The organism is Oceanobacillus sojae, assembly GCF_007991515.1.
Taxonomy (GTDB): domain Bacteria; phylum Bacillota; class Bacilli; order Bacillales; family Amphibacillaceae; genus Oceanobacillus; species Oceanobacillus sojae.
Genome location: NZ_BJYM01000007.1, coordinates 1 through 21,633 on the forward strand (window position 1 = coordinate 1; position 21,633 = coordinate 21,633).

Below are 21,633 nucleotides of genomic sequence, written 5' to 3' on the forward strand. Positions count from 1 at the left end.
CTGCGGAGGCATACAGGATGTATGTCAGTTCGGTGCCTGAGACAAGACGTCGCGAACTTAACCGAACCTCCTTTCGTTTTGCACATGCCCACAGGAGTCTCCGTGTATTTCTTCTGGAACTGGGACTGCGATTACTCGTCCCATCAAAAAGCGTCGCTAAAATTAGCTTTATTTCTTTGTGAAAAAGTAAATAAAACATATTTCTTCTTAGATGGGAGCGACTTCCCGCAGCGGACATCTCCTTGGCTGGAACACCAGTATTTTAAAGACCAAGTGATTTTCTTGGTCTTTCTTAAACAGTAATCTTCACAGTAAGAATAAATTTATTTAATAAAAACCAAATACTTTATCATGAATATACAATCTGCACATAAAATAAAGAAGGGGCAGTTCGCTTATGGAGTATAGAGAATAGAAAAATAGTACAAGCTATAAGAGAAGTAAAAGAATGAATTTAACGAAACTAGGGAATTTATACTTGAAAAAAGTAAGAAAAGTTGTTATGCTCAAAAGTTTCACTCTTTCAAGAAATAGCGTATACTATATATTAGGAAGGGAGATGCTATTATGTCTTTTTCTCGTGGACCCAAAGAACCGGTGCCAGAGGTTGAAACGAGCGTATGGTCATGTACTAAAGAAGATTGTCAAGGATGGATGAGAGAATCATTTAGTTTCGAAGATGAACCGAGCTGCCCTTTATGTCAGTCCGAAATGGCAAAGGAAGTTCGTGTAATTCCTGAATTGAAGTAAATAGTATCTCTATTATTTGCTGCTGGTGAAGCAAAACATAGCCAACGGGCTTGATTTTCCCCGCTGAGCCATGTTTAGTTAATCAGTAAAAGAAGTGTCTGTTTTTTCCTTGACTATATTTAATACTTCTGTTTGATGTAATATGGTTAAGATGGGGACTATGGACACTGCATGCTATTTAATGAAGCTTCTGCATATTGATTGCAGAGGCTTTTTTTCTGTTTAATAAGGATTACAGATAGGAAAAGACATTAAAAAATAAATAGTTGAAATTATTGTAAAAGTAGAATAATATTTGCTATACTAAGAGCACAAATTAATATTTGATTAACACTATATTGTAATCGCTTACACTAAGGAGGAGTTTTTAATGAGGTATGCTAATCCGAATACAGAAGGTGCTATTGTAAACTATGAAAAACGTTATGATAATTATATCGGAGGAGAGTACAGACCGCCGGTAAAAGGAAACTACTTTGAAAATACCACTCCGATTACAGGTGAAGTATTTTGTGAGCTGGCCCGTTCGACTAAGGAAGATGTCGATGCAGCTATTGATGCAGCTCACGAAGCGAAAGAAGCGTGGGGAAAAACATCTGTCGCAGAGCGTGCAGTTATTTTAAATCGTATTGCTGACCGGATGGAAGAGAATCTTGAAAAATTAGCTGTAGCAGAAAGCTGGGAGAATGGTAAAGCTGTTCGTGAAACATTGGCAGCAGATATTCCATTGGCAATTGACCATTTCCGTTATTTTGCCGGGGCTATTCGGGCACAGGAAGGAACCTTGAGTCAAATTGACAATGATACTGTCGCTTATCATTTTCATGAGCCGTTAGGTGTTGTCGGTCAAATTATTCCTTGGAATTTCCCGATACTGATGGCAACTTGGAAGCTGGCGCCGGCATTGGCTGCCGGGAATTGTGTTGTGCTGAAGCCTGCTGAACAGACACCTGCATCTATTCATGTTCTTCTCGATTTAATTAAAGACCTATTACCGGCTGGTGTACTGAATATTGTAAACGGTTTTGGTGTAGAAGCTGGAAAACCGCTTGCTGCAAACAGCCGTATTTCAAAAATTGCATTTACTGGAGAGACGACAACCGGTCGTCTTATTATGCAATATGCATCTGAAAATATTATTCCGGTAACACTTGAACTGGGCGGAAAGTCCCCAAATATTTTCTTCGAAGATGTTTTAGATAAGGACGATAGCTTTGTAGATAAAGCAATTGAAGGAATGGTTATGTTTGCCTTGAATCAGGGAGAGGTGTGTACGTGTCCATCCCGCGCACTTGTTCATGAATCTATTTATGACCGCTTTATGGAAAAAGCGATTGAACGTGTCAAACAAATTAAAATTGGTCATCCGCTTGATACAGATACAATGATGGGAGCACAGGCCTCAGAAGAGCAGCATGAAAAAATTAAATCTTATTTGGATATTGGAAAGCAGGAAGGCGCAGAGGTTCTTGTCGGCGGAGATGTAAATCAGCTTGATGGAGAGCTGGCTTCGGGATATTATGTACAACCGACAATTTTCAAAGGTAATAATAAGATGCGGATTTTCCAGGAAGAAATTTTTGGTCCGGTCTTATCAGTAACTACTTTTAAAGACAAAGAAGAGGCGCTGGAAATCGCAAATGATACACTTTATGGATTGGGTGCCGGCATTTGGACTCGTGATATGAATACAGCCTATCGTTTTGGCCGTGGTATTCAGGCTGGGCGTGTATGGACAAACTGTTATCATCAATATCCTGCACACGCAGCGTTTGGCGGTTATAAGAAATCAGGAATCGGAAGAGAAAATCATTTAATGATGCTGGATCATTATCAGCAGACAAAAAACCTGCTGATCAGCTACAGTGAGGGTCCGGCCGGTTTATTCTAGGAGAAAGATATAAGTAAATTAACAGAGCTGCAGCATTGGCAGGCATATGATTATACATATGCCTGCCATGAAATTATAATCAGGTAACTACTCTTTCCGCAATTATTCTAATAAGGAGGTATTTTCCATGGTAGACAGAGTTATTGCGACACAGGAAGCGCAGGAGCTGATGGAGAAGCTGAAAGATATTCATGGTCCGCTAATGTTCCATCAATCAGGAGGCTGCTGTGACGGGAGTTCGCCAATGTGCTATCCGCTAGGAGAATTTAGAACAGGTGATTCTGATGTCTTACTGGGAAATCTGCCAGGAGATATTCCGTTTTATATTTCCAAAGATCAATTTGAGTACTGGAAGCATACACAGCTTATTATTGATGTTGTTAACGGAAGAGGTGGTATGTTTTCACTGGAGGGTCCAGAAGGAAAAAGGTTTTTAACCAGATCCAGAGTATTTTCGGATGAGGAAAGAGAGGAATTAGATTCCAGCGTAATATAAATTAATTTTTTGACAATTGAAATTTTTACTTGAATTTTCTTACTATATCCGATAAAATTAATTAACAGAAAATTTAGATGTATGTTCTAAACAGGGAGGGATAAGATGGTTACTGTTAAAATGTTAAAGCCTTACTATGTAAAGACAGAAGAAAAGTATATTCGGATTATTTTAGCGTATCAGTACTTCTCAATTATTATGAATAAGAAAGTATATCAATTTATCCCTGTTAAATCGACAGAAGTACGCATCAACCGCAAAACGAAGAAGATTGAAAATATCGATGATGTCTTTGCTTTCCAAAAAGGTAAGGAAGTATTAACTATTTCCATGTCCCAATTGGTTTCTATTCCAGGCTTTTTAGAGATGCTTCATCGAATTGCAGAATCTTATTATTTACCAGAAGACACTGAGGCTGTTTCAGATCAGCAGAGAGCTTTAGACCAACTGATATCAGAGCTGGAATATGAAAATGTGAGAAGATTAATTGATAAAGCGATTGACAACGGTGATAAAGAGGCTTTTTTAGAATTAACAAATACGCTAAATGATAAATAAAATCACAGATATTTTAACATCAGCCATGTGGCAGACACTCTTTCTGCTGTATGGTTTTTTCTGCGGAAATAAAAAGGGTTGAGCATTTATAAATGCTCAACCTCTTAACAATAGCTTTAATCTTTAATATCAATTAAAATCTTTGTTGCTTTCTCAACTCCTGAACTGCGATCATGATTCTTGGTTCCTTCTACCATAATGGCAATCATTAAATCCTGATCATCTGTCGGGTAGCCGACAAACCAGCTATTCTCATCACCGCTATCTTCACCAGTTAATTTTAATTCTGCTGTTCCTGTTTTACCAGAGATAGGGAAATCAGCTTCTTTAGCTGCTTTACCAGTTCCTTCTGTAACAACCTTGCTCAGAGATTCTTGAATCTCATCAGCTTGTTCTTCTGTAATCAAGCCTTCTTTCCAAACCTGACCAGTTTCTTCTTCTGTTAATAAAGTTGGTTGAATCATATCCCCTTTATTCAAAAAAGTTGAATAGGCAGTTGCAAGATGCAGAGCACTCATTTCAATTTCACCTTGTCCATAGCTTGTATGTGCCAGTAGGTGTGTATCATCTAAGTCTCCTGAATTGGAAATAGTAGAATCTGTAACTGGATAGGTGTATGGAAATTCCTCTCCAACTCCAAATTCATGCAGGCCTTCAACAAAAGCTTCTCCGCCCATTTCTACAGCTTTCATAGCAAAATAAATATTATCTGAACGTATCAAGGCATCATCCAGATCAACAGGGCCATTAGAAGTTGATACGCGTGTTACATTATAATCTTCCCACTTCAGCCCTTCAATTTCAATGCCTTCATCGTATACAATTGTACCGTTTTTTAATCCGATTGCACCAGTGATTGGTTTAATAACAGAGCCGGGAGCAAAGGTAGAAGAAAATCGATTCTGCATTGGCTGCAGCTCATTCTCTTCCATATCGCTCCAATAGTTTGAAGATGTTCCATAAAGGATATCATTCGGATCAAATGATGGACTGCTTACTAAAGCCAGTGTTTCTCCAGTTTTTGGATCAATAACAGCAGCATTGCCGGGATCTTCATCAAATCCCTGGAAAACTTTATCCTGAATATTAATATCAATTGTTACAGTAATATTTTGTCCGTCTTCTGCTTCTTTTTCAGCTAGAGTAACATTTTCTTCGCCTTCTTTTACAATTTGAATAGCTGCTCCTTTTTTACCGCGAAGCTCTTCTTCAAATAAACTTTCCAGTCCGCGTGCACCAATTCTGTCGGAAGAACTGTATTCTGTTGTATCGAGCTCTTCTAAATCTTCCGCATTGACTGAACGGAGATACCCTACCAGGTGGGCAGCTATTTCCCCCTCTGGATAAACTCTTCCAGTAATTTCCTGATAAGAAACCCCTTCGATTGCATTTAATTGCTGGACAGTATCTGAATTATCCGGAAGTATACTTTTCAGTGGTACAAATAAATCGTCCTCGACCCATTCTGCTTCAATACTTGAATTGACAGAGTCGACAGACATTCCAAGTAAACGGGCGATTTCTTCACGCTTTGCTTCATTGTCTCCTAATTCACTTGGGATAACTCCAAATTGATAGACAGTATCATTAATTGCAAGCGGTATTTGGTTTTTATCAAGAATCTCACCTCTGACTGGTTCATCAGGAGAAACATTAATTTTTCCGCCATCAGCAAGTTCCGGAAAGATAAAGCCGGGATCCCAATTAATTAACCAGCTGTCTTCTTCATCTTCTTTTTCAACTAAGGTTAGTTCAGCCTGATAATCAAATGAAATTTCACCAGCTACCGTATTCATATTAACAGTGAAGGGGATAGTTGCTATTCCATCATCATACGCATTGGCAATCTCTCTTTCTTCTAATTCCTGCATATTAAATTCAATATCAGAAGCAGAAATATCTTCATATAAATTCTTCAGGCGAATAAACGAATCTTCGTCACTATATGTATCTTTCGCTTCTTCAGAAAAAAGATTATATAGAGATTCATAGTCTCCTTCTTCTATTGATTCTGCATATTGTTTTAGTGTATTCGTTGGGTCGGCTTGTTCTTCAGAGCACCCGGCTAACAGGGCAATAAAAAGAATCATCCATAAACTTTTTTTCCACATTTTCTAACCCCCATTAAAAAATATCTCTTTACGTAAAAGTATAACATGTTCTGCATTATTAATAGAATGATAGATAGAAAGTCATAAAAAATTTAATAAATATATGTTTAAAAGATACTAACAGTTTTCAGCAGGCGATTACTCGCCCTTTTTAAACTTCCTCTATAGGTGTTATTTATCCAATTAGAAAATAGAAAGAGATTGTGTGAAAAAACGTCACGCTGTATATACCAGGTGACGTTTTGTTTTCCAATCGGAATCAGTAGTCTGTTTACCTGAAGTCTGTTCACAGTCCTTCAGCAATGACTATTTCTTTATTTTTGTTCCATATGCTCAGTAATCGTTGAATTTATATGGTTGATTTCCTCCTCAGGTACAATATAGTACCAAACGCCATTAATGGTTTGACCATCTCCGGATATTTCCAGTGTCTCTACATTCTTTCTAGTTCCACTGTAGTCCTTGAATAATGTCTGCAGTCGCTTCATATCTAAATCAGTTTGGACATTATTTCCTAAAATATCAAGGATATTACTGGCTTTGGTAATACTTGAAAAGCTGGCTGCTTCATCCATTGCAGCAACAATTACATCACGTTGACGTTCATTTCTTCCCATATCTCCGCGGCTATCTTGTTTTCTCATACGGATATAAGAAAGAGCTTCTTCCCCATTCAAGTTAACATTTCCTTCATTGAATTCATGTCCATCCTGAGAAAATGCTGTGCTGTTTTGAACAGTGACACCGCCAAGAGCATCAATACCTTGCTCAAAACCTTCCATATTCACACGAATATAAGAGTGAACCGGCAAATCAAATGCCTGCTCCACTGTTTCTACAGATAACTGCGTCCCGCCGAAAGCATATGCATGATTGATTTTATCCATTCCCCGGCCGGGAATATTTACGTAAGTATCACGTGGAATACTTAACATAACCATAGAATCTGTTTTAGGATTTAAGGAAAGCAAAATCATAGTGTCAGAACGGCCGGCATCACCATCACGTTCATCCACGCCGAGCAGCAGAATATTAACAGCATCTGAATCGTTATACAGACGGTTTATTTCATCTTTCCGTCCCGGGTCATTATCTCTTTCTAATGGATTATGCATTGATTCTACTACTTTACCAACCTGGCTCCAAACAAAGAAAGCCCCGCCGCCAATAACTAAAACAAAAAATAGGATTATTCCACCAACAATAAATGGCCATTTCTTTCTCTTTTTGCGAATTTTATTATCTACTCTAGATACCAAAATATTCTCCTCTATTCTTTCCTCGATTTAAAAAATTTTTACTAATTGTCAGGAAAAATAAATCTGTAATAAATTATATCGAAATTTGGATTAATCGTCTATGTTTTAAACAAATTTTGTAGGTAGTTTTTCTCTATAATGAAGAAATAAACAAAAGAAATTAAAAGAATATATTACATTTATTGTTTAAAAAAACATGAAATTAAGAGTAAATTAACTGCCAATCTATTAAAATTAAAAAAATTATCAAAAAAAGTAGACAATATGGTTTTTTTTTTATAGAATTACGTTTAATGAGAAAATTCATCTTAGAACACAGTATTCGACATTTACATATTATGGTAAAGGTTGACAGCTTCAAGAAAAATTATTCAAAGGCGGTAGATGAATGGGCAGGGAGCAAGAACAGTATCAAAAGATTCTAAAAAGAGTCATTCACGATACGGAAAATCAAAAATTAAATTCAATGGATGAAATAGTTCAATTACTAGTTAAAGAACTGTCATTGAACACGAACGTAAAGAAATCTATTAAATCATTTTAATTTAAAAGGCTCTGTCAGATTACCGTAATCTGACAGAGCCTCTTTGTATGCCGGGAAATAATAGAATCAGTCCTTTCCGGATAATTATTTATTGATAAATAGCTGCATTTTGCTCTTGGTTAAGAAGGAGTATCATTAACATCAATTTCAACATATTTTTGATCCAGTAATTCGATCGTCACCTGTGCATTTGTCATTTCGATTATCCACTTTTTAAAAGTATCTGTTTCTTCTGTTTTCACATAAATAATAAATGCCACATTTTCAAGGTAATGAATATTTTCTAAAATATATTTTGATTGCTGTCGGACTTCATTTTCCAGCTTGCCCAGCAGGGGATATTCGACAGTAACCGAAACTCCCTGCATCAGTTCGCGGCGGACGATTCCAGTTGTTTTGATACCTTGCGTAGTTGCTGATCCATATGCGCGGATAAGACCGCCTGCTCCCAGCTTTATACCTCCAAAGTATCTTGTCACGACAACTGCAGTATCTTTCAAACCTTTTTTCTTCAATACTTCTAAAATAGGTACACCGGCAGTTCCGCTTGGTTCTCCGTCGTCATTTGCTTTTTGTATATGATCTGTTTCACCTATAATATATGCAGAACAATTATGTGTAGCATCCCGGTGTTCTTTTTTTATGGATTGGATAAATTCCTGAGCCTCTTCCTCTGATTCGACACGTTTAACATTTGCTATAAAACGTGATTTTTGAATTGTTATTTCGTCTGCACCCTGGTGTTTTACAGTATAATAAGCTGATAGCATTCTAATTTTCACCTCAATAAAAATAACTGTTCTATTAAAAAATTCACCAAAATCTATAATGGATAAATTAAGTATAATTATGATTTCTAGTAGCCGCTGCAACGAGTTATAATGGGGAGTAATATTAAATAACAGAAAAAAACTGCGCTTTCTATGGACTTGAACTCAGCCTGAAAAAAGAAGCTCTCTTTTTCCGTTACCGGTTCGTACAACTATCATAGTTATTCATTAATATCAACCATTGATTTTAAGGTTGAACCTTATAAAATAACTCATATAATTATATTTTATCACTAGATTTTCAGTATTTATTACCCATGTCATTTTCTCTCAGTTTACAAGAGCATAAGTAAAAAAACTGTATTATTACAAGAGCTTTTAATTAATTTTTTGAAAATATCCTTATAAAATCAAGGAAAGTTACGAATAATTATAACATAGGTTGGTGAGTTTCTGATGACAATAAGATTAAATAACCAGGCAATAGATCAAATTGTAGACAATATGATACAGATGGTTGACCAAAGTAAACATCAAGTATTTGAAATTACCGAAGAAGGAAGAAAAGAGTATGAATATCTTTCTAAGGAACTAGAGTCAACCAAAAAAAAAGTAAAAAAGTATATTGAAAAAGGAGACAACCTGGAGAAGGATGTAAAAAAATATCGTCAACAGCTCGCCTTGGTAAGTAAGGACTTTAACAAATACTCTGAGAATGAGGTGCGTAAGGTTTATGAAAAAACGCATGATTTTCAAACAAAATTAATCATTATGCGTGAAGAAGAAAAGCTGCTGCGGCAGCGGCGTGATGAGATAGAAATCAGATTGACAAGTCTTACACATATACTGGAACGTGGTGAAGAGCTTGTTGCAAAAATTGCTGTAATTTTTAATTTTCTGCAGGATGATTTTAAGCAGGTAAATGAAATGATTGAAGATGCCAGAGAAAAACAAGAGTTTGGCTTGAAAATTATTGAAGCACAAGAAGAGGAAAGAAAAAAGCTCTCCAGGGAAATCCATGACGGACCAGCTCAAATGCTGGCTAATGTGTTATTACGTTCAGATATTCTTGACTATATTGTGAAAAAAGGAACACCTGAAGAAATATCCGAAGAGATTAAGTCATTGCGAAAAAATGTCCGCGTTTCTTTGCAGGAGGTCCGGAGAATTATATATGATTTACGGCCGATGGCACTGGATGATTTAGGAGTAGTTCCGACAATTCGAAAATATGTAGACAGGCTGACTGAATACCACGATATCCATATAGATTTTATTGTGTTTGGAGAAGAAAAAAGATTAAATAATAAATATGAAGTTGCTTTATTCCGGCTGATGCAGGAAGCTGCGCAAAATGCTATTAAACATAGTGAAGCAACAGAAATCAAGGTCAAATTAGAAATTTTAAAAGATAGATTAATCCTGGTTGTAGCGGATAACGGCAAAGGATTTAACCCGGCGGAGAAGAGCGAGAATTCTTTCGGATTAATAGGGATGAGAGAACGGGTTGAGATGCTCGACGGCAAACTGGATATTATTACAGGGAAGGGAAAGGGAACAACGGTTACAATAAATGTTCCATATTCTTAAACTTAAGTATATAATTAAAAATAGATATTGTAGAAAAAAGGCGCTTTTTGTATAAAAATAGTAGAGAACTTAAAAAATTACAAAAACACAAAAATTTTTTATAACATAATTCTACCTTCCTGCATTCTTTTAAACTCCTACTTTAAAAACGGAAAGCGCCTTGGCATTTTCATAACGATGTTCTCATCTGTAAAATAACTAAGCCTTTAAAAATAAATAGATTTGAGCTGAAATGAGACAATAGCAATGATATGTACTACAATAGACTTACTTTAATTTAAAGAAAACTATGCTATCTATCTATTAATGATTAAAAAAACGTTCAATTAGTATCATTAAGTAGAAAAGGAGATTTATATATGGATGATGTACAAAAAGAAGTAAATATTGTATTAATTGACGATCATAAATTATTTCGGGAAGGTGTTAAACGGATTTTAGAGTTTGAATCGGCTTTTAAGGTAGTTGCAGAGGGCGATGACGGCTCTGAGGCTGCTAATCTTGTAAGAGATAATAATCCGGATGTTGTGCTGATGGACATCAATATGCCTAAAATCAATGGTGTACAGGCAACTGCTGATTTAATAAGACAATTTCCAAATACAAAAATAATCATTTTATCTATCCATGACGATGAAAACTATGTTACACATGCATTAAAAACAGGGGCGCAAGGTTACTTATTAAAAGAGATGGATGCAGAGGCACTTGTAGAGGCAATTAAAGTGGTAAGCAGCGGAGGTTCTTATTTGCATCCGCGTATTACACATAATTTAGTGAAAGAATATCGCCGATTAGCAAGAGAAAACACTTCCAGTCTGGCAAACAGGAATGTGGAGCATCGTAAACCGCTACATTTATTAACAAGAAGAGAATGTCAGGTACTTCAGCTGTTAGCGGAAGGAAAGAGTAACCGTGCAGTGGCAGAATCTCTTTATATCAGTGAAAAAACAGTTAAAAACCATGTAAGTAATATTCTTCAAAAGATGAATGTTAATGATCGAACGCAAGCAGTAGTTTGCGCAATTCGAAAAGGCTGGGTAGAAGTTATTTAATCGTAAAAAAGAAAGGTGTCCTGATTCTTATTGTCAGGACGCTTTTTTATATCTAAGAGGTGTAAGCTGTTAGCTGGAAAAGATAAGCAGATGCTATATAACCGTTTAAGAGGCCGATAAAGCATTCGATTTTTACGGGATTATCGTGTAGAATAATGTCAAGTAAATAGATTTCACATACAGGTATAAAGAAACGGCACAGCATGAAAAGTGGAAACAGCCTATCATTTTTGTGCTGTCATTTTACTGTAATGACAGAAAAGAAAAGGAGTAATTGTCTATGAAGATTGCTGTCATGTCAGATAGCACAGCGTATATTACGCCGGAAGATCGTGAAAAATATAGAATTCATATGGTTCCGCTGAGCGTAACTTTTCAGGATGATTCCTATCGTGAGGAATTAGATATTACAACAGAAGAATTTTATCAAAAGCTTGCAGATTACAAAGAATTGCCACGTACTTCACAGCCGTCTGTGGGCGAGGTTACAAAAAAACTCGAAGAATTAGCAGAAGACTATGACGCTGTCATTTCTATTCATTTATCAAGTGGTATAAGTGGAACATACCAGACAATGGTGAGCGCAGGAGAGATGGTTGAAGGAATTGATGTCTATGCCTATGATTCTGAAATCAGCTGTATGGTACAGGGATTCTATGCATTGGAAGCAGCAGCGATGGCTCAGGATGGAAAACCTGTAAATGCTATTTTAGCAAGAATGGATGAAATGAAAAAAACTGTCCGTGCCTATTTTATGGTTGATGATTTAACAAATCTTCAAAGAGGTGGAAGATTATCAAATGCACAAGCGATATTAGGCAGTCTTTTACAGATAAAACCTATCCTTCATTTTGAAAATAAGCTGATTGTCCCGTTTGAAAAAATTCGCACGAAGAAAAAAGCAATTTCCCGTATTCTTGGATTATTAGAAGAAGAGGTTGCTGCAGGCAAAAATCTCCGAGTTGTATTTATTCATGGGAATGACCTTCCTTATGCAGAAAAATTAAAAACAGATTTTAAAGAAAAGCATCCAGAAATAGAAACGTCCATCAGTTATTTCGGCCCTGTTATTGGTACCCACCTGGGACAAGGTGCTATTGGTGTTGCCTGGTATGAAAAATAAAATATAACTTCATTCAGCATTGCAAAAGCTCACTGAATGAAGTTTCCCCCCTAAACTTGAGCAATTGTTATAAAATAATCCGCATTTATGGAGGTATCAAATTGAATATGGATAAATTGATTTTGTGTTCCCCCAGGCTCCTCGCCGAATCTTTATCCGGTAAACGATTATTGGAAGAAGAAATCTCTCTTCCTGAGAAATGTTTTCATGTTCTCCTCTCTACAAAACAGTTAATCCCAATCCCTGCAATAGAAAATCAAAAAGGCTCCGTAAAATGTATCCGGTGCGGCAATACCTCAAAATATTATTTTTCAGAATATCCCTGTGGAATTTGTCAGCAAAAGCATCTATATTGCCGTAACTGTATTCAAATGGGAAGAATAAGTGAATGTAAGCCGCTCTATATATGGAATGGGGCAGAGGTACATTGGCCAAAGCATTCCAATCCTTTAACATGGGAAGGAAAATTAACACCTGCCCAAAGCAATGCAGCAGCACAGCTGGAAAAGGCTGTTATTGAAAAACTGCCAGCCTGCTTATGCTGGGCAGTATGCGGAGCTGGAAAATCTGAAATGCTGTTCCCGGCAATTACCGCTGCTTTGAAGCAGGGGAAACGAATCGCATTAGCCTCTCCCCGTGTAGATGTTATCAGGGAATTATTTCCCCGGCTGGAACAGGCTTTTCAAGATGTGACCATCGAAGCACTTTATGGAGGAAGTGAGCATAAGGCAGGTAAGTCCCAGCTGATTTTAGCAACCACGCATCAATTAATGCGTTACTATCAAGCATTTGATGTATTGATTATTGATGAAGTCGATGCTTTCCCATTTTATCTAGATAAAAGCTTAATGTATGCTGCAAAGCAGGCAGCCAAGAAACAATCTACGACTTTATACCTCACCGCTACCCCTCGTAAAAATTTCAGACTGCAGATGAAGCTGGGAAAACTTCCGCATGTTTTTGTGCCTTTGCGTTACCATGGACACCTTCTCCCTGTTCCTAAACTTAAATTAGCCTTTCACCTTACCAGCCAGCTTGCAAATAAAAAACTTCCTAATGCTTTTCAAAAATGGCTTATGAATAGACAGAATCCTCAACGGCAATTACTGATTTTTGGGCCGAAAATTTCTATGATAAAGGAACTGAAAGAAGTAATTACATTATTATTACTTCAAACAGGCGCTATTTCGGCTTCTGAGGAATTACAAGCTGTTTATGCGGCCGATAAAGATAGAGAGGCGAAAATAAAACAATTTCGAAATCGGGAATTACACGCTTTGATCACGACGACTATATTGGAAAGAGGGGTTACCTTCCCTTCTGTAGATGTTGCTGTACTGGCCGCTGGCCATGAGGTGTTTAATGAAGCCGCACTGGTTCAGATTGCCGGTCGTGCAGGAAGAAGCGCAGATGACCCGAGCGGAGAGGTGATTTTCTTTCATGACGGAAAAACAGATGCAATCGAAAAGGCGAGACAGATGATTTTAGATATGAATGAGAGGGGGAAAAAGCTTTGAATTTTTGTGTGTATTGTCATGAACGAATTGAACAGCCATTGACATGGTCTACCTGGCTGACAGTGAAAAAGAATAATGTATTATGCATATCCTGTACTGGTAAATTGGAGATGATTTCTGGGAAACGGTGTAAGGTATGCAGCCGGGCCTGGAGCTCGTCGATTTGTTTAGATTGCCAGCAGTGGAGAGAGCTGGGCGATAATATTGAAAGAAATTATTCTATTTTTCATTATAATGAGACGATATGTGAGATGATTACACAATGGAAATTCCGGGGGGATTATTTATTAAGAGAAATGTTTCGAAATGAACTGAAAAGTGCTTTTGAAAAACAGTTTGCAAATAATGCTGCTTCCCTGACGGTTATTCCGATTCCGTTAAGTGAAAGCAGAATGCAAGAGAGAGGGTTTAACCAGTCCCTGGCCCTGGCAGAGATGCTGGATGCTCCTATAAAGCAGGTATTACGCAGGAAGAGTGGCGAAAAACAGGCAAAGAAAAATCGGAAAGCCCGTTTGAAGAGAGATAATCCTTTCTCCATAACAGAACCATTAAAACAAGCTGCCTTGATTGTTGATGATATTTACACAACAGGTACAACCGTCCGGCAGGCAGCACAGCAATTAAAGTTCCATGGTTGTCCGGAAGTGTATTCATTAACCATAGCGAGAAGTTAAAAAGAGATGTTCAAAAGGATAAAAAGCAGAAGTATCCCCCAAATAGATAAGCATTTTGTTATAATAAAGATAAATAATTAGCGATTAATTTCCCATTGCCTATTAACAATTTCAGCAATGCTGACGATGATATAAATAAGCAAAAGTATTTCGTGAAAAATAAATCATCATATATAAAGGGTTGTTAATAAATTGAAAAGTTCCTTCCCGGCAGGAAAGTACAGCAGAGAGGAGAAACAAGAATGGGAGAATTGGCAAACTGCGAACGATGTAATCGTGTGTTTGTGAAGCAATTTAGAGACATATGTAATGAATGCTATAAAAAAGAAGAAGAAGACTTCAGACGTGTGTATAACTTTTTAAGAAAACGGGAAAACAGAACTGCTACAATTGGGCAGATTGTAGAAGCAACAGGTGTTGATGAAACTCTCATTCAGAAGTTTATCCGGGAAAAAAGGCTCCAGCCTTCAAATTTCCCGAATCTATCTTATCCTTGTGAAAGATGTCAGCGGCCAATTAAAGAGGGGACTTTATGTGACTCCTGTCAAAATGAATTGAAGAAAGACCTTGTGAGGCATGAGGCAGTGAAGTCTGCCGAGGAAAAAGCATTAGATGCTGAAAGAGAAACAACGTATTACACAAAAGGTGAATGGAAGAACGAATAGTATATGCGCTGATTGGACAAAAGAAAAGTAATGCAGTTTCCAGACAAACTGCTCATTACTGGTAAGGGGTGCAGAAAATGAAAATCAATGGACCAAATCCAACAAATTTTAATCCATATAAGCAAGCACTTAAGAATAGACAGACAACAGAGTCAGAATCATATAAAAAAGACAGTATTGAAATATCATCGGAAGCAAAAAAATTGCAGAAGCAGGAGCAGCCAGATGAAAAGCGTGCAGAGTATGTCAATGAAATAAAGCAGAAAATTGACAGCAATCAGTACAAAATAGATTATGAGAAACTTGCTCAAAAAATGCATGGTTTTTGGACCGAAAAGTAAGCTTTAATGGTCAAAGGAGGAAAATTTGTGAGCATTCAGCTGATTCATGCAATGAATGATTTAACAGCAACGCACAAGGATTTGCTGGAATTATCTAAACGAAAAACGGAAACATTGACGAATAATAAGCTTGATGAATTTCAAGCATTGCTTTTAGAAGAGCAAAAACTTATTCGTCAGCTGGAGAAGCAGGAACAGAAAAGGCAGGAAGCTGTAGAAGCCTGGAATGAAGAACAGCATCATCCGGCGGAATCACTGACTATTACAGAGATTCTGAACAGGTTAACCGGCGAAGAGCAGAAAATGGCGGAAGCAGCAGCAGTTGCATTAACGGATACCATTACAGAGTTAAAAAGACAGGAACATTTAAATAAAGCATTACTGGAAGAATCAATGAAGTTTGTACAGCTTTCGATGGAATTAGTCAACCCGACTATCGGCTCGATGAATTATGGAACAGCATCTTCAGAAAAGATGTCCGGCCGTTCGCTATTTGATTCGAAAGCATGAAAAAAGGAGAGAAGATTTGATGAGCACGTTTCGAGGATTAGAAATGTCACGTCAGGCACTGAGTACACAGCAAAGTGCTTTATATACAACAGGGCATAATATTTCCAATGCCAATACACCCGGATATTCCAGACAGCGCGTCAATATGCAGGCAATGAATGGTTATCCGACCCCGGGCATGAACAGCCCGCATCTTCCGGGGCAAATGGGGACTGGAGTAGAAGTCGGTTCTGTACAGCGTATCCGTAACCAATTTTTAGATACGCAATTCCGGGCAGAAAATGCATCCGTAGGGTACTGGTCTGAACGCACAGCAGCACTTTCAAGAATGGAAAACCTATTAAATGAGCCAAGTGATTCAGGGATTGAAGCAGCAATGAGTGATTTTTGGAGCTCTTTGCAGGAAGCTGCTGCCAACCCAACAAATAATGGAGCACGGGCAGTTGTGTTGAAAAGAGGTGAATCATTGGCGGATACTTTTAACCATCTGTCAAAATCTATGAATACGATTCGCACAGATTTACAAAAAGAGACAGAGAATACGATAGATAAAGCAAATGCTATGATTGACCAACTTGACTCCCTCAATAGCCAGATTAAAAAGCTGGAAATCCACGGTTATAATGCGAATGATTTATATGATAAGCGTGACAATATTCTGGACGAGTTATCGGAAATTGTGAATATTGAAGTGGAATATGATGGCAGCCATATACCGAATGGTAAGCAAGGGGATGGCGTAGCGACAGTAAAAGTAGTTCTTGGAGACGGTAATTCGGTGAAATTGGTAGATGGTGTAGAAGGAACGACAAATAAAATTGATAAGCCGGTTTATACAGAAATCAATGGAATGGAAGTAATCGAAAGCATTAATGTAGGCGATGCGGATATTAAATCTTCTAAAGGGACCATTCAAAGCTATGTACATGCTTCTGGATATGTAGAAGATGGGGAAGTGAAAGGAGATTATCCGGAAATGCTTGAAAAGCTGGATAACTTAGCATTTGCCATTGCTAATAGTTTTAATGAACTTCATAAGGATGGTGACACAGCAGTGCCGTTCTTTGAAGATCTCGGAGATGAGCCAGCAGGAGCTGCCGGGAAAATAGCGGTCGCTATTAAAGATCATCAAGATATTATAATTTCTTCAGATGGGAATAAAGGAAAAGGGGACGTGGCATTAGATCTTGCTAATGTTTTTACAAGTCCAAATGACGATCTGGGCGGTGTCTCTGTAAACGGCTATCTGGAATCAATTGTTGGTGATGTTGGTGTAAAGACAAGCCATGCCATCACAATGCTAGACAGCACAGCCACATTGCAGCACCAGGTAAGTAACCAGCGTCAATCTATCAGTGCTGTTTCCTTAGATGAAGAAATGACAAACATGATTAAATTCCAGCATGCATATAATGCAGCTGCCCGTGGAATGACAGCAATGGATGAATTAATAGATACAATTATTAATCGAATGGGATTAGTAGGAAGGTAGGTTCAAAAAATGCGAGTAACTCAAAGTATGCTTTCCAATAATATGCTACGCAACTTAACACATAGTAATACACAAATGAATAAATATATGGAGCAGTTATACACCGGAAAAAAAATATCAAAGCCTTCCGATGATCCGATGATCGCGATGAAGGGTGTATCTTACCGTTCAGAATTAGCAAGAATTAATCAATTTGAACGAAATACTTCAGAGGTGAACAGCTGGCTGGATAACACGGATGCTGCCATGGACCAGACAAACCAAGCGATGCAGCGGTTGAAGGAGCTGGCTGTAAAGGCAAGTAATGGGACAAACAGCAGTGACGAATACCAGAGCATTGTTGAAGAAGCAAAGCAGTTAAAAGAGCATCTGGTGGATATTGCTAATACGAATGTAAATGGAAGATATATTTTTAACGGTACTAATTCAGATACGCAGCCAGTAACAGTAGATGTAGAAGGCAATGTGACAACTAATTTTGCAGATGATGATGTTGTTATTGAAGTATCAAGCGGTATTACAGTAAAAGCAAATACAGATGGATCCACTGTATTTGGTGAAGATGGAGCTTTATTTGCAACCGTGGACAGCTTTATTGAACGTCTTGAAGCTGGGGAAAATATTGATGACAGTATTGGAGAATTAGATGCTTCCATTGGAGGTATTCTGGATTCACGCGCAGAAATTGGTGCGCGTATGAATAGAGTGGAACTGGTGGAAAACCGCTTAGCTGATCAAAAAATCGTAACGACAAAGACTTTATCTGATAATGAAGATGTCGACTTTGCAGAGGCAATTACGAATCTGATTACACAAGAGAGTTTACATCGGGCAGCACTTTCAGCAGGTTCCCGAATCATCCAGCCTTCTTTAGTTGACTTTTTACGTTAATTGCAAAAGTATAACCGAAAATCTTTGGCTTAAGTATTCGTACACGTGAAAGTTATATTTTCTTACTGATTATAAAACACCCTGCCCATTATTCAGTCTGGAGCAGGGTGTTTTTAGAAAATGAGATGGAGAGGGAATAGAGATGGAAATTCCACAAATTAGAATGCATTCACAGCAGGCTAAAATTCAAATACATACAGAACCGGTACAAGTACATATATCTCAGCCTTCGGGTGATTTGACCATCAGACAACCAGCAGCAGAAATCTCCATGCGTACAAAGCCGGGAAGGTTAAATATCGATCAAAGCCAGGCGTGGGAGGACATGAATTTATTAAGTCCCAAAAAGAGTATTGCGAAAAATGCGCAGGCTGGTCAACAGGCGGTACTGCAGGGAACTGCCAGACGAGCACGTCAAGGCGATGCATTAATGAGAATTGAAAACAATTCAGATCCAATCAAAACACAAGCGCTGGAAAATGGATTTACTCAGCAAAAAAGGTTGGGACTTACATTTATCCCGTCTACCTTTGCGGTGAAAACATCCTATCAACCGGCTGAATTAGATATCCAAGTTCGAACAAATAAGCCAATTATTGAGGGGAAAATAAATAAACCAATCATACAGTATACAGCTGGAAGAATAGAAACCTCACTCGCCCAGCGACAGGAGCTGACAATAGAAGTGGTCAATACGAAAATATAAGGAGTGTGCACCATGAAGATGACATCTGCTTATCTAGGTGAAATTGAAGTTGACGAGTCAAAAATAATTAAATTTCCATCAGGAATACCCGGGTTTTCGGAGTCTAAGCAGTTTGTACTGCTGGAACTGCCGGATAATCCCATATTTCATATTTTACAATCGGCAGATGATGCCAATTTAGCTTTTATCATTACGGATCCTTATTATTTATATCAGGACTATTCTTTTGAACTGGAAGCTTCAATCTTGGAATTCTTAAATATAAAAGATCGCAACGACATTGCTATCTATACAATTGTTACAGTAAATAAACCTTTTGAGAAAAGTACAATTAATATGAAAGCACCAATTGTAATTCATATGAAGGAAAATATTGCGAAACAGGTTGTTCTTCAAAAGGAAGATTATTCTTCCAGGGCGCCAATCAGTCAGCCTCTTCATGAAAAGGAGGAGAACTAATGCTTGTACTTTCCAGAAAAAGAAATGAAGCCATTCAAATTGGAGACGATATTGAGATAGAAGTAATTGCTATTGAGGGCGATCAGGTGAAGCTGGGTATTCGTGCTCCCAAATCAGTAGATATATATCGTCAGGAAATCTACGTAGACATCAAAAACCAAAATAACCAGGCAGCACAAATAGATCAAAATCTCTTTGATTTCTTAAAGGGTGAAAAACTGTAAATTATATTTTTCTTTTTATTGGTTGAGCAACATGTGTTCTTCCATATATGGCACAGATAAAGTTGACAAGAACACTTTAAAATATTGCCCTTAACCCTTTACAATTTATAAAAGAAGCCGATATAAAAGATAAACAGTAAGGAGTGTAACATAAAATGGTTGTAAATAAAGCTGGAGTTCAGGATACTTCATTTATCCCTCATTCCATTAAAGCTGTTACATCACCCGCTGCTTTACAATCTGATTCAAAAGACAAAGAAACAGCTTTGAAAGAAGAGAACAAAGTAGTGAGTAAAGAGCAAGTAGAGCAGGCAATTGATAAAATGAATTCATTTTTAGAGCCTGTTAGAAGAAATGTAAAGTTTGTCATGCATGAAAAACTGGAAAAGTATTATGTTACTGTCGTTGATGCAGATAAAGATGAAGTCATACGTGAAATTCCTCCAAAAAAGATGTTGGATATGTATGCTGAAATGGCTGATTTTATGGGCCTGTTAATTAATAAAAAGGTATAGAGGTGAGCAAAAATGCGAATTGGCGGATTAGCAAGTGGAATCGATACAGAAACGATGATTAAAGATTTGATGAATGCAGAGAGGATACCGCTCGATAAATTACATCAGGACCGTACAAAATTGGAATGGAAGCGCGATGCTTTCCGGGATGTTAATAAAATGCTGGCCGATTTCGACCGGAATTTGATTTTTAATATGAAATTAAGCAATACATTTAATACAAAAATTATTTCCTCGACACAGGAAAATGCTGTACGCGCAACAGGGAATGCTGGTGCAAATAGCGGGACATATCGGATTGAGGTCAAGCAACTAGCTACTTCCGCGATTAATGTTGGTGACCCAAGTAAAATGAATATTAATTCTGAAGATACACTTGATCCATCAATGGGGCCGATTGAATTTTCAACATATAATAAAGATGGAGAAAAAATAGATCATAGTTATGAAATTCAATCAGGAGACAAACTTTCTGATGTTATCAAAAGAATTAATGGTGATGTAGATAGTCCTGTTCGTCTTACTTATGATGAAAATGCAAATACAGTTATTTTAGAAGCAACAAGAACAGGACAGTACAATAAAGATGGACAAGAAATTGAATTTGAAGAAGGAAGCTTTTTCACGCAATTAGGCTTGACGCAAAGTGCAGAAAGCGGCGCTCAAAATGCCGAATTCAAATATAATGGTGCCTATGAAGTCTCAACTCAGGATAACCATTACCAACTAAATGGTGTAACCTTCCAATTTTTAAATAAAACAGAAGGCGAAGCAACTTTAAATGTTACCAATGATATTGATCATACCGTTGATAAAATTAAAGAATTTATTGAAGCATATAATGAAATTGTCGATAAAATAACAGAGTCGCAGCGTGAACAGGTTTTCCGTGATTTCCCGCCATTAACAGATGAGCAGAAATCAGACATGACAGAGCGTGAAATTGAGCTATGGGAAGAAAAAGCAAAAAGTGGTATGCTCAAAGGCGAAGTGGCTTTATCCAGCGGACTTACCAGCATGCGTTCAAGCTGGTACAGTGCAGTTAAAAATGATGGAGCATTTACCTCTTTAACGGAAATTGGAATTAGTACTTCTGCTGATTATTTAGACGGAGGAAAACTGGTTATTGATGAAGAACGGCTGCGAGAAGCACTTGCTGATGATCCTGATAGCGTTCAAAAACTCTTCTCCAATAATGCAGAAGGGGAAGGCAGAGGATTAATCAATCGTCTGGAGGATGCTGTTGAAGGCACTATCAGCCAAATTAATCAACGTGCTGGTAAAGCAACAAGTGTATCCCTTGATGGCTATGCATTAGGGAAGCGCATGGAGGATATTAATAGCCGTATTGAGAACTTTGAACGTCGTTTAGAACAAGTAGAATCGCGTTATTGGAAGCAATTCTCAGAGATGGAGCGTGCAATTTCTATGATGAACCAGCAATCCAATATGCTGATGTCAAACTTCTTCCCGGCACAAGGACAATAATAAA

General features: G+C 37.6%; 23 protein-coding genes. 20 read left to right on the forward strand and 3 right to left on the reverse strand.

From position 1 onward, the window contains the following. Window positions 1-567 precede the first annotated feature (567 nt). From OSO01_RS09195 to OSO01_RS09210, 4 genes are all read left to right on the forward strand, one after another. The gene (locus OSO01_RS09195; RefSeq protein ID WP_077601913.1) at window positions 568-750 is read left to right on the forward strand and encodes a cold-shock protein; all 183 of its coding nucleotides are present in this window, start codon (window positions 568-570) and stop codon (window positions 748-750) included. Between the two features lie 370 nt (window positions 751-1,120). Continuing rightward, a complete protein-coding gene (gene adh, locus OSO01_RS09200; protein WP_147210151.1) occupies window positions 1,121-2,641 on the forward strand; it encodes an aldehyde dehydrogenase in 1,521 nt (506 codons plus the stop codon). A gap of 127 nt (window positions 2,642-2,768) precedes the next feature. Further along, window positions 2,769-3,137 (forward strand): DUF779 domain-containing protein, encoded by a 369-nt coding sequence (locus OSO01_RS09205; protein WP_147210152.1) that lies wholly within the window; start codon window positions 2,769-2,771, stop codon window positions 3,135-3,137. A gap of 105 nt (window positions 3,138-3,242) precedes the next feature. Next, window positions 3,243-3,695, forward strand: a complete 453-nt coding sequence (locus tag OSO01_RS09210; protein ID WP_147210153.1) for an IDEAL domain-containing protein — start codon at window positions 3,243-3,245, stop codon at window positions 3,693-3,695. Window positions 3,696-3,811: 116 nt separating this feature from the next. Here the strand turns inward: OSO01_RS09210 and OSO01_RS09215 are convergent, their stop codons facing one another. Both OSO01_RS09215 and OSO01_RS09220 read right to left on the reverse strand, forming a co-directional pair. Next, window positions 3,812-5,806, reverse strand: coding sequence for a penicillin-binding transpeptidase domain-containing protein (locus tag OSO01_RS09215; RefSeq protein ID WP_147210154.1), 1,995 nt, complete (start codon window positions 5,804-5,806; stop codon window positions 3,812-3,814). 314 nt (window positions 5,807-6,120) lie between these two features. Continuing rightward, window positions 6,121-7,065: an LCP family glycopolymer transferase gene (locus OSO01_RS09220; protein ID WP_147210155.1), complete on the reverse strand. Its 945-nt coding sequence runs from the start codon at window positions 7,063-7,065 to the stop codon at window positions 6,121-6,123. A gap of 388 nt (window positions 7,066-7,453) precedes the next feature. Here OSO01_RS09220 and OSO01_RS23295 point away from each other — a divergent pair, with 388 nt between their 5' ends. Beyond that, a complete protein-coding gene (locus tag OSO01_RS23295; RefSeq protein WP_186813608.1) occupies window positions 7,454-7,609 on the forward strand; it encodes a hypothetical protein in 156 nt (51 codons plus the stop codon). 119 nt (window positions 7,610-7,728) lie between these two features. On the opposite strand, the gene OSO01_RS09225 is transcribed toward OSO01_RS23295, so the two are convergent. Further along, on the reverse strand, window positions 7,729-8,379 hold the full coding sequence (locus OSO01_RS09225) for a YigZ family protein (RefSeq protein ID WP_147210156.1): 651 nt from the start codon (window positions 8,377-8,379) through the stop codon (window positions 7,729-7,731). A 456-nt stretch (window positions 8,380-8,835) separates the two neighbouring features. Here OSO01_RS09225 and OSO01_RS09230 point away from each other — a divergent pair, with 456 nt between their 5' ends. The 15 genes from OSO01_RS09230 to fliD all read left to right on the forward strand — a co-directional run bounded on the left by OSO01_RS09230 (window position 8,836) and on the right by fliD (window position 21,629). Continuing rightward, on the forward strand, window positions 8,836-9,969 hold the full coding sequence (locus tag OSO01_RS09230; RefSeq protein ID WP_147210157.1) for a sensor histidine kinase: 1,134 nt from the start codon (window positions 8,836-8,838) through the stop codon (window positions 9,967-9,969). A 359-nt stretch (window positions 9,970-10,328) separates the two neighbouring features. Then, window positions 10,329-11,024: a response regulator gene (locus OSO01_RS09235; RefSeq protein WP_077601921.1), complete on the forward strand. Its 696-nt coding sequence runs from the start codon at window positions 10,329-10,331 to the stop codon at window positions 11,022-11,024. 280 nt (window positions 11,025-11,304) lie between these two features. Further along, a complete protein-coding gene (locus tag OSO01_RS09240) occupies window positions 11,305-12,147 on the forward strand; it encodes a DegV family protein (protein ID WP_147210158.1) in 843 nt (280 codons plus the stop codon). Window positions 12,148-12,254: 107 nt separating this feature from the next. Next, window positions 12,255-13,664, forward strand: coding sequence for an ATP-dependent helicase ComFA (locus tag OSO01_RS09245; protein WP_147210347.1), 1,410 nt, complete (start codon window positions 12,255-12,257; stop codon window positions 13,662-13,664). Continuing rightward, window positions 13,661-14,338, forward strand: coding sequence for a ComF family protein (locus tag OSO01_RS09250; RefSeq protein ID WP_147210159.1), 678 nt, complete (start codon window positions 13,661-13,663; stop codon window positions 14,336-14,338). Before OSO01_RS09245 ends, OSO01_RS09250 begins: the two co-directional genes overlap by 4 nt. Window positions 14,339-14,580: 242 nt before the next feature. Continuing rightward, window positions 14,581-15,003, forward strand: a complete 423-nt coding sequence (locus OSO01_RS09255; protein WP_147210160.1) for a TIGR03826 family flagellar region protein — start codon at window positions 14,581-14,583, stop codon at window positions 15,001-15,003. Between the two features lie 77 nt (window positions 15,004-15,080). Then, window positions 15,081-15,344, forward strand: coding sequence for a flagellar biosynthesis anti-sigma factor FlgM (gene flgM / locus OSO01_RS09260; protein WP_147210161.1), 264 nt, complete (start codon window positions 15,081-15,083; stop codon window positions 15,342-15,344). A 27-nt stretch (window positions 15,345-15,371) separates the two neighbouring features. After that, window positions 15,372-15,854 (forward strand): flagellar protein FlgN, encoded by a 483-nt coding sequence (locus OSO01_RS09265; RefSeq protein WP_186813609.1) that lies wholly within the window; start codon window positions 15,372-15,374, stop codon window positions 15,852-15,854. Window positions 15,855-15,873: 19 nt separating this feature from the next. After that, entirely contained in the window at window positions 15,874-17,346 is a 1,473-nt protein-coding gene (flgK, locus tag OSO01_RS09270) for a flagellar hook-associated protein FlgK (RefSeq protein WP_147210163.1), read from the forward strand. A 9-nt stretch (window positions 17,347-17,355) separates the two neighbouring features. Next, on the forward strand, window positions 17,356-18,237 hold the full coding sequence (gene flgL / locus OSO01_RS09275) for a flagellar hook-associated protein FlgL (RefSeq protein WP_147210164.1): 882 nt from the start codon (window positions 17,356-17,358) through the stop codon (window positions 18,235-18,237). 142 nt (window positions 18,238-18,379) lie between these two features. Beyond that, window positions 18,380-18,943, forward strand: coding sequence for a DUF6470 family protein (locus OSO01_RS09280; protein WP_147210165.1), 564 nt, complete (start codon window positions 18,380-18,382; stop codon window positions 18,941-18,943). 12 nt (window positions 18,944-18,955) lie between these two features. Beyond that, window positions 18,956-19,402 (forward strand): flagellar assembly protein FliW, encoded by a 447-nt coding sequence (gene fliW, locus OSO01_RS09285; RefSeq protein WP_147210166.1) that lies wholly within the window; start codon window positions 18,956-18,958, stop codon window positions 19,400-19,402. Then, window positions 19,402-19,626 carry a carbon storage regulator CsrA gene (gene csrA / locus OSO01_RS09290; RefSeq protein WP_147210167.1) on the forward strand — a complete coding sequence of 75 codons (225 nt, stop codon included), beginning with the start codon at window positions 19,402-19,404 and terminating at the stop codon, window positions 19,624-19,626. Before fliW ends, csrA begins: the two co-directional genes overlap by 1 nt. Before the next feature lie 155 nt (window positions 19,627-19,781). Then, window positions 19,782-20,141, forward strand: a complete 360-nt coding sequence (gene flaG / locus OSO01_RS09295) for a flagellar protein FlaG (RefSeq protein ID WP_147210168.1) — start codon at window positions 19,782-19,784, stop codon at window positions 20,139-20,141. 12 nt (window positions 20,142-20,153) lie between these two features. After that, the gene (gene fliD, locus OSO01_RS09300; protein ID WP_147210169.1) at window positions 20,154-21,629 is read left to right on the forward strand and encodes a flagellar filament capping protein FliD; all 1,476 of its coding nucleotides are present in this window, start codon (window positions 20,154-20,156) and stop codon (window positions 21,627-21,629) included. Window positions 21,630-21,633: the final 4 nt, after the last annotated feature.

Coding starts and splice junctions, on each gene's coding strand:
- OSO01_RS09195 (WP_077601913.1), top strand. CDS start 568: ATGTCTTTTTCTCGTGGACCCAAAGAACCGGTGCCAGAGGTTGAAACG.
- adh (WP_147210151.1), top strand. CDS start 1,121: ATGAGGTATGCTAATCCGAATACAGAAGGTGCTATTGTAAACTATGAA.
- OSO01_RS09205 (WP_147210152.1), top strand. CDS start 2,769: ATGGTAGACAGAGTTATTGCGACACAGGAAGCGCAGGAGCTGATGGAG.
- OSO01_RS09210 (WP_147210153.1), top strand. CDS start 3,243: ATGGTTACTGTTAAAATGTTAAAGCCTTACTATGTAAAGACAGAAGAA.
- OSO01_RS09215 (WP_147210154.1), bottom strand. CDS start 5,806: ATGTGGAAAAAAAGTTTATGGATGATTCTTTTTATTGCCCTGTTAGCC.
- OSO01_RS23295 (WP_186813608.1), top strand. CDS start 7,454: ATGGGCAGGGAGCAAGAACAGTATCAAAAGATTCTAAAAAGAGTCATT.
- OSO01_RS09225 (WP_147210156.1), bottom strand. CDS start 8,379: ATGCTATCAGCTTATTATACTGTAAAACACCAGGGTGCAGACGAAATA.
- OSO01_RS09230 (WP_147210157.1), top strand. CDS start 8,836: ATGACAATAAGATTAAATAACCAGGCAATAGATCAAATTGTAGACAAT.
- OSO01_RS09235 (WP_077601921.1), top strand. CDS start 10,329: ATGGATGATGTACAAAAAGAAGTAAATATTGTATTAATTGACGATCAT.
- OSO01_RS09240 (WP_147210158.1), top strand. CDS start 11,305: ATGAAGATTGCTGTCATGTCAGATAGCACAGCGTATATTACGCCGGAA.
- OSO01_RS09245 (WP_147210347.1), top strand. CDS start 12,255: ATGGATAAATTGATTTTGTGTTCCCCCAGGCTCCTCGCCGAATCTTTA.
- OSO01_RS09255 (WP_147210160.1), top strand. CDS start 14,581: ATGGGAGAATTGGCAAACTGCGAACGATGTAATCGTGTGTTTGTGAAG.
- flgM (WP_147210161.1), top strand. CDS start 15,081: ATGAAAATCAATGGACCAAATCCAACAAATTTTAATCCATATAAGCAA.
- flgK (WP_147210163.1), top strand. CDS start 15,874: ATGAGCACGTTTCGAGGATTAGAAATGTCACGTCAGGCACTGAGTACA.
- flgL (WP_147210164.1), top strand. CDS start 17,356: ATGCGAGTAACTCAAAGTATGCTTTCCAATAATATGCTACGCAACTTA.
- OSO01_RS09280 (WP_147210165.1), top strand. CDS start 18,380: ATGGAAATTCCACAAATTAGAATGCATTCACAGCAGGCTAAAATTCAA.
- fliW (WP_147210166.1), top strand. CDS start 18,956: ATGAAGATGACATCTGCTTATCTAGGTGAAATTGAAGTTGACGAGTCA.
- csrA (WP_147210167.1), top strand. CDS start 19,402: ATGCTTGTACTTTCCAGAAAAAGAAATGAAGCCATTCAAATTGGAGAC.
- flaG (WP_147210168.1), top strand. CDS start 19,782: ATGGTTGTAAATAAAGCTGGAGTTCAGGATACTTCATTTATCCCTCAT.
- fliD (WP_147210169.1), top strand. CDS start 20,154: ATGCGAATTGGCGGATTAGCAAGTGGAATCGATACAGAAACGATGATT.